Origin of the sequence: Pandoraea apista (assembly GCF_001465595.2) — a bacterium.
In the GTDB taxonomy this organism is placed as follows: domain Bacteria; phylum Pseudomonadota; class Gammaproteobacteria; order Burkholderiales; family Burkholderiaceae; genus Pandoraea; species Pandoraea apista.
Window position 1 is genome coordinate 551,146 of the sequence record NZ_CP013481.2, and the last position, 15,275, is coordinate 566,420.

Below are 15,275 nucleotides of genomic sequence, written 5' to 3' on the forward strand. Positions count from 1 at the left end.
TTGAATGCGGTAATTAACGCAAACTGAGATTGGTGATCTGGCTGGTCAATTCGCGTGCGGCGTTGTTGGCGGCCAGACGCAACGCATTGGTACGCGCTTCCGCCTCGGTCGGCCCGGTACCAGCGTATTGAACGGGCCCCACCGAGGCCACGGTGTCGGGAATGGTCTGGCCGATGTCGAGCAGCTTTGCGTTGACGGTGACTGCCACACGCATAAGACCGGAGTTCGGATCGCGATCGGCCAGACCGACATCGAGCGTGCCCAGCGCGATGTACGACATGCGGGCAACACGCATGCCCGAGACCATCGAGGCAAGCGTTGCCGGCTTCAGGTCCATGCCGTTCTGGTAGTCGTTCTCGACATTGGCGACCTTGAATTGACCACCAGTGTACGGCTCGATCAGTGCGGCTTCGTTGACCTTGAAGCCGGCTTTCGCGAATGTCGACGTGAAGACCTGTGAAAGGTTGGCGCTGGGAATCAGGCGGAACGTGTTATCGGTGGCACGTCGCGTCGTGCTGCCACCGGTCTCGACGGATACCGAGCTTTGCACCGATGCCGACATCTTTGCGCTCGTCGCCGCATGGGTGCCGATCTGATTGCTGCGGACGCTCTCGCCTTCGGTGCCTTGCTCCGACGCGTTGACTTGCGCCTTGACATCGGCTTTGCGGTCGACACGCTTGTACACGCGATCGTCGTAGGCGCGGGAGGTACCGACTTCACGGGATACGAAGATGAACGCCAGCGGCGAGCGTCCGGCGGGACCACCCTTGGCGACTGCGGAATTGCTCTTCACGGCATTGCGCAGATTTGCCACGTTGAGCGAGACCCGCACGGCGACCGTGTATTGCTTCTTGTCCGAGTTTTCGTCTTCGGCGAGGATCGTCGAGTCGAGAATGTATCGATCCGGCTCGGCAAGGATCTTCTGGCGAATCGCGTCGAAGTTCTCCGACTCCGCTTCACCGGCCTCGGCGTAGTAGAACTCCACTGCCTTCATTTGTGCGGCCGACAGAGCACGAGCTTTGTCGTCGCGCGAGATCGACCAGCCTTCATAACTTACGGTCGCCTTGCCGCGCGCTTGCTGCACTTGTGCAACGGCACCCGACGCGAATATGGCGGCAGCGAACAGCAGAATCAGTGTCTTCATCACTTGCATAGCTTCATCAATCCCATCGTCTTGTCGATTTGCGACGAAATGTCCGACGCCGAAGCGGCAGACTTCACCCATGACGTGTCCGCGCCCGCCACTGACTCGGCAAGTTTCACGAACAGACCGTTGACGGAGTCGTAGTAGGCCGGGAAATCGTCGACCCACGTTTGCGAGGCCGGCACTGGTTTCACTTCGCCGTTCTTGAGCGAAGTATTGAGGTAGGTCGTGCCGGTCAGCGGCTCGCGAATGGCAACGTCTGCATAGCTGCCATAGATATACGCGGTGCCTACTGCGTTCTCGCTGTACTTGATTTTTTTGAAGTTCTTGAGCGTGACATCGATCTCGTAGTCCGGTTGCGGCAGCTTGAGATTGAAGACCGTGCCGTCCATGATCTGCATCGACATGACGTTCCCGATCGCGTAGCCCTTCGAGTACGGCACGACAGGCACACCGATGCGTGTGGAGATGGCTTCGCTCACCATGTCGGCGACCCAGGTTTGCGCTGCGCCAGGCGTGCCTTTCAGGTAGTCGGGCAGCACAGCGACCGCTTCCGGCGCGACTTCCACATGGGTGACTTGCAGATAACGCGGCGCCTGATCGGGCAACTGGGCCTGCGCCAGGGAATCGGCGAAGCGGGCGTACAGGCCGGGCTTCCCGTTTGCGCCGTCGTAGACCATACGCACGCGATCAAGCACCTCTGCGCGAGTCGGCTCGTGATCGAGGTTGTCGACGTACCCGAAGCTGACCGGGTACGAGCGCAGAACGGTCATCGATTTGAAGTCGAAGAACAGCACCTGAGCGCGAAGCAGGACAAACAGCTTGCGGATCGCGCCGAAGCGCTCGACAGAAACCGTCTCGGTATTGATGACGAGCGAGACGACGAGCGCCTGGTCCCGGCCCTTCAACTGATCGATCGGCCCGGTCGTGAGCGTGAGGTGTCTGGCCGGATTTTTCGCCACGGCGGCCAGAAGACGTTTGTAGGGCGAATCGCCCGCAGCTTTCAGACCGCTCTCGTAAGCGCGGGAATAGGGGAATCGCTTGTCGATGCTGGCGGCGTCGCCACCATAGGCCGCGCCGGCAAACGTGACGGTCTTGTCTGTGATCTGCGCCTGAACGTGGCTCGCAAAGACCATCGAGAATGCCACCGAAAAAGCGGCGGCAAGACGGAAGAGAAATCCGTCGGCTTTCATATTGTTATGCTCCCCGGTACGCGCCGCTGAATTTGGGACGCGTGGACGCGGAATACTGGATTACTAACTATTTCAAGTCAATCGATTGGCGTCGATCCTATTTGAATTGATAGGGATGAATGCGAGTTGTATGCAGGGCCGATGTAGGTAATTCGGCGTAAATGCCGTGACCGGAATTCCGATGGAGGTCGTTGTGGAGACGAGCACGAAGGGCGTGTAATGGGTCGGTTGCAAGCCTTTGCCAAATGCGCTATAGTCACGCCTCTTCGCGCGGGGGTATAGCTCAGCTGGGAGAGCGCTTGCATGGCATGCAAGAGGTCAGCGGTTCGATCCCGCTTACCTCCACCAAACGAACGACGGTTTCCGTCCCCTTCGTCTAGAGGCCTAGGACATCACCCTTTCACGGTGAGTACAGGGGTTCGAATCCCCTAGGGGACGCCATCTATCGGCAGCGGTGTGATGCACACATCGAAGCCGGCCGGCGTCAGATTCGGCAAAACGCATAGCAAAGGCCGGATGTCTTTCGAGACATCCGGCCTTTTGCGTTTACCCTTCCTATCGGTTTTTCCCGGCGATCGCGTTATCTGCACATGCAATAACGCTTTGGCGACGATTTAAAAACTCATCAGCTAACTGAATCGGGTTACAAACATTTCAGCCCCGCCTCGACGTCGACTTTCGGCATCGGGGCGGGGCTTTTCGTCGCTGTCGTCACCATTGCAGCGACCGCATGTTCGAGGCTTTGATTGTTGCGCGTGCGCGACATGGGCGATCCCCCGAATCACCGGGGGACAGTATGGGGACGGTCGGCTTATACCATGCACTCATCATAAGTTTGCGTAAAGCCGATACATAAGTGGCATAGAGCAAACGTTCAGGTGGTAAGAGGAGCATATCAATCCGGGTATTTCCACGCCGGTATTGAAGATCGTCAGTCGCTGCACACAATTCATCCAAATAAGTTGGACTCCAATGGAACTGAATTGGCTTCGCAGCAAACCTATCGACCTCGCGCCACGCCCCGCCCCTGTCCGAAGTCCCCCGGGGTAAAAAAGCCTTCATGCCGCAAGGTGTGAATAGGCTCGATGAAAGCGTAGGAATATGAAAGTCCTGTCTATCTTCGGCACACGGCCCGAAGCGATCAAGATGGCGCCTTTGGTCACGGCACTTGATCGCGAACCCGGCATCGATAGCGTCGTGTGCGTGACCGGTCAGCATCGCCAGATGCTCGATCAGGTAATGTCGCTGTTCGACCTCAAGGCCAAGTACGACCTTGAAGTCATGATGCCTAATCAAACGCTCAACGGTCTTTTCTCACGTGCCATCGCACGTGTCGATGCCGTTCTGGAGACGGAGAAACCCGATTACGTGCTGGTTCACGGCGACACGAGTACAGCCGCCGCCTGCGCACTCGCCGCGTTTCATCGCCGCATTCCGATCGGGCATGTGGAGGCGGGACTGCGCACAGGCGACTTGTCCAAGCCGTTTCCGGAGGAGATGAATCGCCGTGTGGTCGATTGCGTTGGCAATTGGCTGTTTGCGCCGACGTCGACATCCCGGGAAAACTTGCAGCGTGAAAATCTGCAAGGCCGAATCGCCGTGACGGGTAATACCGTGATCGACGCGCTGGCGACGCTCACGGCGCGTTTGCGTGACGACTCGCCGCTCGCTGCTGCCGCTGCGGCACGCTATTCGTGGCTCGATGCATCGCGCCGTCTGGTGCTCGTGACGGGCCATCGCCGTGAGAGTTTTGGCGGCGGTTTCCTCAATATCTGCGCAGCGCTTGCCGATCTCGCGCGGCGCGACGATGTGCAGATTGTCTACCCGGTGCACCTGAACCCGGCAGTTCGCGACGTTGTGCTGACCGAGCTGGCCGGCCTGAGTAACGTGCATCTGATCGATCCGCTCGACTACGTCGATTTCGTCTGGTTCATGCAGCGGGCCTACGTGATCCTGACCGACTCTGGGGGCGTGCAGGAAGAAGCGCCATATCTCGGCAAGCCGGTGCTCGTCATGCGCGATGTGACCGAACGACCGGAAGCCGTTGCCGCAGGAACGGTGGCGCTCGTCGGCGCGAACCGAGGGCGCATCGTCGAAGGCGTGACACGTCTTCTCGACGATCTGGCGTATCACACGTCGTTCTCACGACGTCTGAACCCCTATGGCGATGGCCATGCCTCGCAGCGCATCGTGGCAGCCCTTTGCGGGCGCGCAATGAGCGAATTCGATCCAGGTTGCCCGGTAGAGCGCCGGGATCACTGAGATCCGGGTGGGTGCCGACGCGATTGATTGTCTCGCTGCCTCCGCCAAAGTCGTCCCACTGCGTTGCGTCCACCGGCACGGACGAAACGCCAACTTACGGATAATTCATGCTGTTGTTCAATACGTTGCAAGCGCGTCGTCGTACGGCGCATGATCTCCCGCGAACGTCGCCGGACGCCTTCCGCGTGCGCCTTCGTCGTATTTGTGCAATGACAGCCGGCACGCTCGGCGTGCTGGGCGGCGTTGTTCCTGCGACCTCGCATGCGAGTGCGTTGGGTGACGGTGTGCGTGCGCTTGGCGCCGGCACTCATCTGCAACGCAGTATCGCGTTGGCCGACCTCGGCATTACGGCGCCTGTCGTGCTCTCGGGCGACACCAGCCAGGACTTCTACCTGCCGGTGCCCAAGGGCCTGCCGCTGGCCGACGCCTCGGTAGCGTTCGACGGCCGCTATCTGAAGGGCGAACCGGGGGCGGCCTCCGTGGTGCTCTCCATCGACGGCCAGCCGATGACCTCGCAATCCGTGCCCGATGGCGACGGGCCGTTGCAGCGCAATCTGTCGGTGTCGTCGCGCCCACGCGAAACGGGCTTCGTGCGTCTGTCGGTGAACTGGCATTCGCGCACTGGCACCTATCGGTGCGAGCCGGATCGCTCGATGGCGAACTCGGTGACGATCACGCCGCAAACGCGTCTGACCTACCGCATCGATCAGAAGTCGGTCACGAGTCTCGACGACGCCTGGGGCACACTGCCCGGTGCGCCGTCGTTGCTCGTCGCATCGAAGACGCTGAGTCAGGAGACGTTCGATAGCGCATGGCGTATTGGCGTTGCGCTTGAGCGAAGCGGCAAGCGTGTCGTCGTGCGGGCGTTGCCCGCCGTGGGCGACATTGTCGACACGCGCGGCGTCAACGTGCCGGCCGCCCTCGCGGCGGTGCCGGCCTTCGCCGCATTGCGAGACAACAGCGCAACGCACAAGCTGGCCAACGACGCTGAGTTGGGGGCGTTGATGGCGATGAATGCGCCCTCGGTCAGCGGCGATGTCGCGGTCGCAGACGCCGCGCTGCGTGCGCGTCTGAGCGCCGCATTCGATGCTGTGCAGGGCCAGCTTGCCAGTGACGCAGATGCTGCCGAGGCATTTAAGACCTGGCGCGCGCAACGCGCACCGCTCGCGGGCGACGCGCTCGGCGCCAAGCAGATTCGTCTGCTGGCCATGGGCAGTCAGTCCGTGATCGCCGTGTCGGGAGACGCCGGTGCACAAGCTGCCGGTCTCTTCGACGATTCGCTGCGCCGCCTGTTGCTTTCGAATAACGTGACCGCTCCGATCGCGCATACCCCGGACATTGCGGACAAACAGGTGGTGCGCCTGTCGAGCCTCGGGGGCTCGTCGAATAGCTTCGACGTGCTCGCACGCGGCGACTGGACCGTGACCTTTCCGCTGAGCGCCGTGGCTTCCGACGGCCGCATGCCTGGAGAGATCTCACTGTATCTGGCGGCGGCGCCCGGCCCGGCGACATCGAAGCCCGTGGCAACGGTGTTCTGGAACGGCATTCTGCTCGCGGCCAAGCAACTCGACGCGAACGGGCGGCCTGAGCAACTCAAGGCGCGCGTGCCGGGCTATGTGCTTGGCGTGAACAATACGTTGCGTGTGTCGGTGCAGCGTCAACCGTACTCGGCCAACTGCGACGAGATTCCGCAGGCCTATCCGGTCAACGTGCTGCCCGCGGCGAGCTACATCCGCCCGGGCAAGGCTGAGCCGGACGGCACCTTTGTGGGCTTGCTGCCGCTGATGGCGGGCAATCCGCAACTGATCGTGCCCGATCGGTATCTCGAAGACGCACCTGCCAACATTCGCCGGGTGATCGGAATCGCCGCGGCAAGCGGTCTGTCGCCGTCGCGTGCAGAGCTGATGGTGGCCGCAGGCGGCAAGAGCGTGAAGCCGGGCAAGCCATTCGTGGCGATGGAAGTGGCAGTGGACGGTGCCAAGCCGACGGTGAGCGTGACCGACCGCAAACGGCTGGAGATCGGCGGCAAAGACGCCAAGTGGCTGGATATCACCGGTTTGCAAAACCTGTCGACGGCCGAAGTCGTGCGCGCAAGCGGCGAAGACGGTCTGCTTTGGTACGCGATCGGTACGCCGCGCGCAGACATTGGCGAGCCGTTCCTGCTGAATCGCGGCAATCTGGCGATCATCGGACCGGCCGGCCCGGTGGCCTGGATCGACAGCAGCAATCCGGACGCGAGCATGCCGCCGGGCGCGGGCGAGAGTGCGTTCTACGAATGGCGTCGCTATGTCTCGTGGGGCGTGCCGGCAATTGCGATCACGCTGCTGGTTCTGCTGTTGATTCTTGTGCTGGCGCTGCGTGCCGGTCGCAGGAAGAACGGCGGTCATTGAGTAGTAGAGGCACGTCATCGTGATCTCTTCTCTCTATTGGCCCTATCTGGTCGCCGACTACTATCACGCGCTGGAAGTTGCCGGTGCAGTCGTTGGCGTCGCCATCCTGCTCTCGAGCATCGACGATCTGTTCGTCGATGCCTGGTACTGGGTGCGCCAGATCTATCGCTCGCTGTTCATCAAGCGGCGCTACACGCCGTTGCAGGCATCGCAGTTGCGCGACGCGCGTGAGCAGCCGCTGGCGATCATGGTGCCGGCGTGGCTCGAGTACGACGTGATTGCCGCCATGCTCGAGAGCATGGTGGGCACGCTTGAGTACAAGAACTACATGATTTTCGTCGGCACGTACAAGAACGACGAGAAAACGAAGACCGAAGTCGAACGGATGCGCCGCCGCTATCGTCAACTGGTGCGCGTGGAGGTGCCTCACGATGGACCGACCTGCAAGGCCGACTGCCTGAACTGGATCGTGCAGGCGATCTTCAAGCAGAATCAACAGCAGGCAGAGCCCTTTGCCGGCGTGATTCTGCACGACAGCGAAGACGTGCTTCACCCGCTGGAGCTGAAGTACTACAACTACCTGTTACCGCGTATCGACTTCATTCAATTGCCGGTGACCTCGCTCGAGCGCGAATGGTACGAACTCGTTGCAGGCACCTACATGGACGAGTTTGCCGAATGGCACACCAAGGATCTGGTGGTGCGCGAGAGCCTGTCGAAGATGGTGCCGTCGGCGGGCGTGGGCACGTGTTTCTCGCGTCGCGCCCTCGAAGAGCTGGCCGCCGAGACGCACAACCAGCCTTTCAATACCGACACGCTCACCGAGGATTACGACATCGGCGCGCGGCTGGCGCGTCGTGGCATGAAGCAGATCTTCGGCAAGTTCCCGGTCGAGTACGTGATCAAGCGCACCGGACTCTTCGGCTTCGGTAAGGAGAAGGTGTCGACGATCCGCATGCCGCTCGGCATACGCGAGTACTTCCCTAACACGTTCAAGACGGCATATCGGCAGAAGGCGCGCTGGACATTGGGTATTGGCCTGCAAGGCTGGGCACAGGTCGGCTGGCAGGGTTCGCTCGCCACGAAGTATCTGCTGTTCCGCGACCGCAAGGGCCTGGCCACGTCGTTCATTGCGATCATCGCTTACGTGCTGCTGCTCAACTTCGTGCTGTTTCTGATCGCCGACAAACTGGGTTGGTGGACGATCTATTACCCGTCGATCTTTCCGCCCAACGGCTGGGTCATGACACTGATGAGTGTGAATGCCGTTGCGCTGGCGTTGCGCGTATCGCAGCGCAGCTTCTTCGTGTATCACATGTACGGCTGGGAACACGCGCTGCTCGCCGCACCCCGTATGGTGATCGGCAATTTCATCAATGCAATGGCCGCCGCGCGTGCCTGGCGTCTGTTTATCGTCCATCTCGTCACGGGCAAGCGCCTCGTGTGGGACAAGACGATGCACGATTTCCCTTCGACCGATCAGCTCACGCAGCAGCGTCAGCGATTGGGTGAATTGTTGCTGTCGTGGCAAGCCATCGATGAGACCAAGCTGGCATTTGCGCTAGAGACGCAAACCCGCGAGGGTCGCCCGCTTGGCGAAATCCTCATGCAACTGGGCTGGCTCGACGAAGCCACGCTCTCCGAAGCCATCTCGTTTCAGCAAGGTGTGGCCGCCCCGTCGCTGCAGCCTGCCAACTCTCCCTCTGCCGCGACATGATGACGCCCTCAACGCCTCTGACGCCTCTGACGCCTTTGCGCACACTCGCACTCGTTGCGGCGATGACCTGTTGTGGGTCCGCGCTTCCGACGTCGGCATTCGCTCAGACATCCTCGGCCACTGCCGACAAGGCAACCGGTGAAGCACCGCTTTCCGGCCAGGCATGGAAACTCGCCGATCAGGCGTACAAGCACTATCAGGCCGGTCGCTTCGCGCAGGCGGCAACGGCAGCGGCGGGCGCGGTTCGTCTGCGCCCCGACGTTTTGCGTTTGCGCATGCTGCTCGTTTATTCGCTGCAACGGGCGGGCAAGCTCGACGAGGCGCGCAAGGCTGTCGACGACGCACTCAAATACGGTTTCAATGCCCCGGCGTTGCGCGATGCGAATACGAATCTGGCACAGGCGCAGGCAAGCGGGCCGCCGCCGACCGAAGCCTACCGGCGCGGTTTCCCCATCGCAACGCAAGCCTATACCGAATACAACGCCCAGCAATATGCCGAATCTGCGGCGCACGCGGAGCAGGCGTTCCGCATCGATCCGTCGCAGGGCGCATGGGCGCTGTTGTGGATCGGCGCGCTCGAAGCTCAGGAAAAGCTCGACGACGGCGTGGCCGCAGCCAACGCCGCGATATCGCTTGGCGCGCCGAATACGTCGGATCTGAAGGCCCGTATTCAGGTGCTGCGCGCGCGCAAGGCCGTAGAGCCAGCCAGTCAGGGCTATCAGGCGATCATCGATAACCAGCCGAAGCAAGCCATTCCTTTTGCACGCGAGGCGGTCGGTCTTGCGCCGGAAGACGACAGCTATCGCTTGCTGCTGATCTCGGCGCTCATGCTCGACAATCAGTTGCAGGAAGCGGAAGACGCGGCATCCGAGGCGCTCAAGCAAAACGACGAGAACACCGTGGCGCTGGAGATGCGCGGATACCTGCGTCAGCTTCAGGGCAAGAAAGCCCTCGCCGATGCGGACTTCGACGAAGCGATCAAGCAGGACTGGCTCGACGAAGGGCAGGTTCGCAATGTCCGCCTGATTGCGGCCGACGCGGCGCTCGCCGGTGGCGATCATGCGAGGGCGATAGCGCTTCTCGCGCCGCTGAGCGACAAAGACGACGCGGTGAAATCACGACTGAAGCTCGCGCGTTCAAGCAAGCGGCCACCGCCGACGCTCACGCAGGTCAACTTCCCGGCGCCGATTCAGGACCCACGCGAAACGCCGTACGGCACGGTCTACGAACTGCTGCCGTATGACACTGTCGGGTACGGCGGGCCGTCTGCGCAGGCTTATGCGGCTTATGACCGCGAGGACTATCAGGAAGCGATCAAGCAGGCGCGTCGCGCGGTGGAACTGGACCCGAAGAGCCCGATCTACCAGAGTCTGTTGACGACGGCGCTGGCGGCCGGGAATTCGACGCAGGCGAAGGAGGCTAGCGAGCGCATCGAAAAGGCGCTCGCAGAGAAGCCGGGCGATCCGGACCTGCTGATTCAGCGTGGCTATTTGCGTCAGCGTATCGGCGAGCCCGCGCTGGCCGTCGAAGATTTCCAGGCAGCGCGCGCCAGCGGCAAAGCGTCACCCGATGTCGTGCTTGCCGAGGGGTATGCCCTCTCGGCTGCGGGCCGCAAGGCCGACGCCGAGGCAACCTTCCGCAAGGCCATCGACGACTACGATGCGAAGCGGCTATCGCTCACGCCGGAGCAACTCTACGACACACGAGGCGCTATTGCCGATGTGTCGCGCCAATGGGGTGCCACGGTCTCTGTGGGGTATCGCGGTGCGCGCCCCGCGGGCGGAAGTCTTGGCGGGGCGGCGATCTCTGTGCCGGGCAATGCCGTATTCAGTACCGCCGAAGTTTTCTGGCGTCCGCGCGGCTGGTTGAATTCGAACGATCGCGCGTTCGAGGTGTACGGGCAGTTGACGAACACGTTGTACGACGCCGGGGGCCGAACCATTGCGCAGTCGGGTCTCGATCCGTGCAGTCAGGCGCCGATCAACATCGATCCGACATCGAACCGGGGCAGCGCCGGCTTTCCCACGACGGTGGGCATTCTTGGCGTGCGCTTCACCCCGTCGACCGAGTTGGGACTGACGTTCGGTCTGGAGCGACAGTTCCTGCTCGGGTCGGCAACTCGCTCAGGCACCTTCCAGCCGAAACGGCAGGACCTGCAATGCACGTTGAATCAGAACAATCAGACGGCGAATTACCACGCCAATGCGGGGAATGGCGGTTGGCAGGCCTATGCCACGTACGGGTACTACATCGGCAGTGAACTGCGCATGGACCAGCCGAGCTGGTTCACGCTCGAAAGCTACGTGCAGGCGGGCTATTCGTGGCAAGACCTGCCGTCCGATCTCTGGCTCACGGACAACACGACGGGCGCGGCCACCACCAGCACCTCGGGCAAGGTCAAGCGGCGGCAGTATTTCGCCGCCTTCGAAGTGCGTGCCGGACAAAGCTTCCGCATGGACCAGATCAGCGAGCACCTCGTGCTGTATCCCTACGTGGTTCTCGCGGGCGATTGGCTGAAGAACGCCGACAGCGTGGAAGGCCTCGCGATCAACGATCAGGGCACGCCGCCGCAAGCCGTGAACAGTTACGACCTGCTGGGCAATAGTTCGTCGTGGTCGCTGGGGGCGGGTGTCGGCTTCAACGTCCGTTACTACTTCCGCTCGGACCATTACAACACCGCCCGTTCGTATGTCGATTTCGCCACGCAGTATCGCTTCAACATTGGTGGCGGTCAGGCAGATCGCGCGAAGGGGCTGTTCCTGACGTTCACGCTGTCGTACTGAGTATTGAGCATGAAAGATCTTCATCGATATCTAGGAGTTGGCGCATGACCCCCAATGCTTTCGAATCTCGCGCGCCGCGTTGCATAGGCGCCGGCATGCTTCGTTGCCTGACGGCTTGTGCCATGACGCTGGCCTTCGCCGCTGCGCAGGCGCAAGACGCCTCGACGCTGATCATTCGCGGCAAGGACAACTGGCTGTTCCCGGGTTGGGGAAGCCTCACGCAGGTGGACACGCGTGGCATCGACGCGAATACGGAACTCGTGCGCGAAGCGCGCGATGCGCTCGCCGCACGCAATATCAAACTCGAAGTGTTGCTGTTGCCGGACAAGTCGCTCTTCTATCAGGACAAGTTGCCCGACGGCAAAGTCATGAGTCCCGAAGTCAAGGCGCGCTACAAGACGATTTTGGGCAAGCTGCAAGCGGCCGGCATCAGTACCTTCGACGACGAAACCATCCTGCGCGGCATCAAGGATGGCGGTCAGGACGTGTATTACCGCACTGACCAGCACTGGACACAGGTGGCGGCCGATGCCACCGCGCAGGCGACGGCCGACATGATCCGCCGGGACGTGCCTAATCTGGCGGGTCAGCCCGGCACCGGCCTGCCGCTGGGCGCCATGGTCAACGACCGCCGTTACGGCGATCTGGCCGATCTGTTCATGACGGCCGACGAACGCAAGAAGATCGGCCGTGAGGTGTTTATGGTACGTCGCCCGTCGGAAGGTCAGGCCCTGCTCGACGATGCGCCTGCACCGGTGCACATCACGGGCCACAGCATGATGCAGCCGTACTTCGGCTTCCCGCAGAAGCTCTCGAACCTGCTTGACCGGCCGGTCTCCGTCAACTGGAAGCCCGGCAATGTGGGCCAATGGGTGATGCTGCTCGAATACCTGGAGTCGCCCGCGTTCAAGCAGACGAAGCCGCAGGTGCTGGTCTGGCAGATCTTCGAACCTGCCTATTCGCAAGGTCCGGATGCCGCCGGTCTGTGGGACAACGCCTCGATCATGACGCCCGACACATGGCGCAAGCGTCTGAAGGCCGCAACGGGAAATTGAGCACGTGCCGGACATTGAATCCCCCCAAGCGCCGTCGCATCGGCTGACGGCGTTCGTGATGGCGGCGCTGCTCGCCGCCGGCCTCGTCTGGGGCGTGTGGACACTCGCCCACGCCCGGCTTGAGCGCGAGCAGGTGAATCTGAGCGCTTGGCTCAACGGCACGGCGGGCGCCGCACTGAACAAGTCGTTGCGCCTCCCCGAGCAGGACACCGTCGAGACGTGGAACGCCGCGGTTCGCTACCGTGTGCTCGGCGACGTTGGCGAGCAGGTCGCCATGGGCTGCGCGCAATGGATGTTCTATCGCGACGGCATGCGACCCAGACCCGGCACGGGTGACGCCGTGTTTGCAGATCGCCTGCGTCTGATGCACGACTGGCTGACGCAGGTGCGCGCGCAAGGCGTGAAGGTGCTGGTGGTGGCGGTGCCGGACAAATCGCGTATCGAGTCGGCACATTTGTGCGGACGGCAGGTATCGCAAACCATGCTCGCGCGTCTGGATATCGTGAAATCGGCGTTGCAACGCGAAGGGGTGCCGTTCGTCGATCTGCGCCCGACGCTCGCGGCGGCCGAGCAGCCCATGTTTTTCCGTACCGACGTGCACATGAATGCCGACGGGGCAAGAGCGGCGGCGGCCGCGGTGGCGCATGCCGGCCTCTCGCTGCTGCCCGGCAAGGGATCGCAAGCGTTCGATATTGGCACGCCGGCCCCGGCGCAGCCCCGCGTAGGCGATTTGCTTGCGCTCTCCGGGCTGGCGCATGCGCGCGACCCGTGGCGGCCGCGTCCGGATCTTGCGTCGGCGCAGCACATCGCGCCGATCCGCGCAGGCGGACTGCTCGACGATACGCCGCCCGTCGAGGTCATGCTCGCCGGTAGCTCGCACGGACGCCGTAGCAATTTCGCAGAGTGGCTTGGCGTCGATCTGGGGCGCGAAGTGTGGAACCTGAGTATGGACGGCGGCGATTTTGCCGGTGCGCTGACGGTCGCCCTCAAGCAGCGCGCGCAGTGGCCCAAGAGTTTGAAACTGGTGATCTGGGAATTCTCGGAGAACGCGTTATCGCTGCCGCTCAGCGACGACGAGAAAGCCGCACTGACCCGTTTGCCCCAACGTCCGACGACCTGATACGCGATATCCGATGCTGTTCAATTCTTATCTGTTCCTGTTGCTGTTCCTGCCGGTGGCGCTGGCCGGGCATTACATCAGCGGGGCGATCAATCTGCGTCTCGCAGCGTTCTGGCTGTGTCTGACGTCGTTTGTGTTCTACGGCTGGTGGAATCCCCAGTTCGTGGTCTTGCTCGCCATTTCGATCGCATTCAACTACGCAATCAGTCAGGGCGTGTTGCGAAACGCGGGCCGTGTACGGGTGCAGAACGCCATCGTTGCGCTGGGCGTGGGTGTCGATCTGGCGGTGCTGTTCCACTACAAGTATTTCGCCGCGCTGCTCGGATTTCTGCACGATCTCGGTCTGACACATTCGACGATCGACACGTTGGTGCTGCCGCTGGGGATCTCGTTCTTCACGTTCACGCAGATCGGATATCTGCTCGACTGCCGCTCGGGGCTGGTCAAGGAACGCAGCCTGCTCAGCTATGTACTGTTCGTCACGTTCTTTCCGCATCTGATCGCCGGCCCCATCCTTCATCACAAGGAGATGATGCCGCAGTTTGCGCAGCGCGAGAATTACCGCTTCAAGGCGGAAAACCTGTCGATTGGCGGCATTCTTTTCGTGATCGGGCTGGCCAAGAAAGTACTGCTGGCCGACGCTATCGCCCCCTATGCCGATGCGGGGTTTGCTTCGCCGGGCGACCTGCAATTCTGGGGCGCATGGGGAACCAGTCTCTGTTATGCGTTGCAGGTGTACTTCGATTTTTCGGGCTATTCGGACATGGCGCTGGGGCTGGCGAAAATGTTCGGCATTCGCTTCCCGCTGAACTTCAACTCCCCATACAAGGCCACAAGCGTCATCGATTTCTGGGCGCGCTGGCACATTACACTCACGCGCTATCTGACGGCCTATCTGTACTACCCCGTGGCGATGGCGATTTCGCGTCGCCGGAGTGAGCGCGGATTGCCCGGCGGCTCGGAAGCCGCGCGTACGCCGTCGGGTTTTCTGAGCACGATCGTCGTGCCGACGGTTTTCACCATGGGACTGGCCGGTGTTTGGCACGGCGCGGGATTTCAGTTTCTGGTCTTCGGCCTGTTGCATGCGGCCTACCTTTCGATCAACCACGGCTGGCGCATTTTCGTTGTCGGCCGCAAACCGGCGTCGCGCAAGGTGCATTGGCCGTCGCATATCGCGTCGGTGGCGCTCACCTTCGTGGCGGTGCTGGTCGCGCAGGCTTTTTTCCGCGCCAATGGCGTGCACGACGCCTTGTCGCTGCTCGGCGGTATGGTCGGTTTGCGAGGCGTCGAGGCGTGGCCGTCGCTTAGCTATCTCGATGGCACAAGTCTGGGAGACGGATGGCGTTTGCTGATCGGACATCATCTGCAATTAGCCTATGTCGTGGTGCTGCTGGGCATTGTCTGGTTCACCCCGAATGCTCATCAGATTCTCGGGCGCTATTCGCCGGCCTTGTTCAAGGTGCAGGAAGCAGCACGCCGATTCATGCGCTGGCAACCGAATCCGGCGTGGCTGTCGGTCACGCTCGTGTTGCTGTTTTTGTGCCTCGTGAATCTGCACAAGGAAACACGTTTCCTCTATTTCCAGTTTTGATTGCGAATTGCTCGCAGGAG

General features: G+C 61.7%; 9 protein-coding genes and 2 tRNA genes. 9 read left to right on the forward strand and 2 right to left on the reverse strand.

The window, feature by feature from the left end:
- Positions 1 to 13 precede the first annotated feature (13 nt).
- Together AT395_RS02595 and AT395_RS02600 are read right to left on the reverse strand one after the other, a co-directional pair.
- The gene (locus AT395_RS02595) at positions 14 to 1,144 is read right to left on the reverse strand and encodes a hypothetical protein (RefSeq protein WP_237165742.1); all 1,131 of its coding nucleotides are present in this window, start codon (positions 1,142 to 1,144) and stop codon (positions 14 to 16) included.
- The gene (locus tag AT395_RS02600) at positions 1,144 to 2,337 is read right to left on the reverse strand and encodes a hypothetical protein (protein WP_231606068.1); all 1,194 of its coding nucleotides are present in this window, start codon (positions 2,335 to 2,337) and stop codon (positions 1,144 to 1,146) included. The genes AT395_RS02595 and AT395_RS02600 overlap by 1 nt, the downstream gene beginning before the upstream one ends.
- 272 nt (positions 2,338 to 2,609) lie before the next feature.
- On the opposite strand from AT395_RS02600, the gene AT395_RS02605 reads away from it, so the two are divergent.
- The 9 genes from AT395_RS02605 (at position 2,610) to AT395_RS02645 (ending at position 15,255) form a co-directional block, all read left to right on the forward strand.
- Positions 2,610 to 2,685 (forward strand) — tRNA-Ala (locus AT395_RS02605).
- Between the two features lie 17 nt (positions 2,686 to 2,702).
- Positions 2,703 to 2,778 (forward strand) — tRNA-Glu (locus AT395_RS02610).
- A gap of 660 nt (positions 2,779 to 3,438) precedes the next feature.
- A complete protein-coding gene (gene wecB / locus AT395_RS02615; RefSeq protein WP_042113295.1) occupies positions 3,439 to 4,599 on the forward strand; it encodes a non-hydrolyzing UDP-N-acetylglucosamine 2-epimerase in 1,161 nt (386 codons plus the stop codon).
- A gap of 209 nt (positions 4,600 to 4,808) precedes the next feature.
- Positions 4,809 to 6,989, forward strand: coding sequence for a hypothetical protein (locus AT395_RS02620; protein ID WP_042117486.1), 2,181 nt, complete (start codon positions 4,809 to 4,811; stop codon positions 6,987 to 6,989).
- A gap of 19 nt (positions 6,990 to 7,008) precedes the next feature.
- Entirely contained in the window at positions 7,009 to 8,706 is a 1,698-nt protein-coding gene (locus AT395_RS02625) for a glycosyl transferase family protein (RefSeq protein ID WP_042113293.1), read from the forward strand.
- Positions 8,703 to 11,489, forward strand: a complete 2,787-nt coding sequence (locus tag AT395_RS02630) for an NfrA family protein (RefSeq protein ID WP_231606067.1) — start codon at positions 8,703 to 8,705, stop codon at positions 11,487 to 11,489. The genes AT395_RS02625 and AT395_RS02630 overlap by 4 nt, the downstream gene beginning before the upstream one ends.
- 44 nt (positions 11,490 to 11,533) lie before the next feature.
- A complete protein-coding gene (locus AT395_RS02635; RefSeq protein ID WP_048628129.1) occupies positions 11,534 to 12,544 on the forward strand; it encodes an alginate O-acetyltransferase AlgX-related protein in 1,011 nt (336 codons plus the stop codon).
- 58 nt (positions 12,545 to 12,602) lie between these two features.
- Positions 12,603 to 13,664, forward strand: a complete 1,062-nt coding sequence (locus tag AT395_RS02640) for an alginate O-acetyltransferase AlgX-related protein (RefSeq protein WP_082117986.1) — start codon at positions 12,603 to 12,605, stop codon at positions 13,662 to 13,664.
- Between the two features lie 13 nt (positions 13,665 to 13,677).
- Positions 13,678 to 15,255: an MBOAT family O-acyltransferase gene (locus AT395_RS02645; protein ID WP_042113285.1), complete on the forward strand. Its 1,578-nt coding sequence runs from the start codon at positions 13,678 to 13,680 to the stop codon at positions 15,253 to 15,255.
- Positions 15,256 to 15,275: the final 20 nt, after the last annotated feature.

Bases quoted from the DNA above. Each gene is read 5' to 3' on its own strand.
- AT395_RS02600 (WP_231606068.1), bottom strand. From the start codon at position 2,337: ATGAAAGCCGACGGATTTCTCTTCCGTCTTGCCGCCGCTTTTTCGGTG.
- wecB (WP_042113295.1), top strand. From the start codon at position 3,439: ATGAAAGTCCTGTCTATCTTCGGCACACGGCCCGAAGCGATCAAGATG.
- AT395_RS02645 (WP_042113285.1), top strand. From the start codon at position 13,678: ATGCTGTTCAATTCTTATCTGTTCCTGTTGCTGTTCCTGCCGGTGGCG.
- AT395_RS02640 (WP_082117986.1), top strand. From the start codon at position 12,603: ATGGCGGCGCTGCTCGCCGCCGGCCTCGTCTGGGGCGTGTGGACACTC.
- AT395_RS02620 (WP_042117486.1), top strand. From the start codon at position 4,809: ATGACAGCCGGCACGCTCGGCGTGCTGGGCGGCGTTGTTCCTGCGACC.
- AT395_RS02595 (WP_237165742.1), bottom strand. From the start codon at position 1,144: ATGAAGACACTGATTCTGCTGTTCGCTGCCGCCATATTCGCGTCGGGT.
- AT395_RS02630 (WP_231606067.1), top strand. From the start codon at position 8,703: ATGATGACGCCCTCAACGCCTCTGACGCCTCTGACGCCTTTGCGCACA.
- AT395_RS02635 (WP_048628129.1), top strand. From the start codon at position 11,534: ATGACCCCCAATGCTTTCGAATCTCGCGCGCCGCGTTGCATAGGCGCC.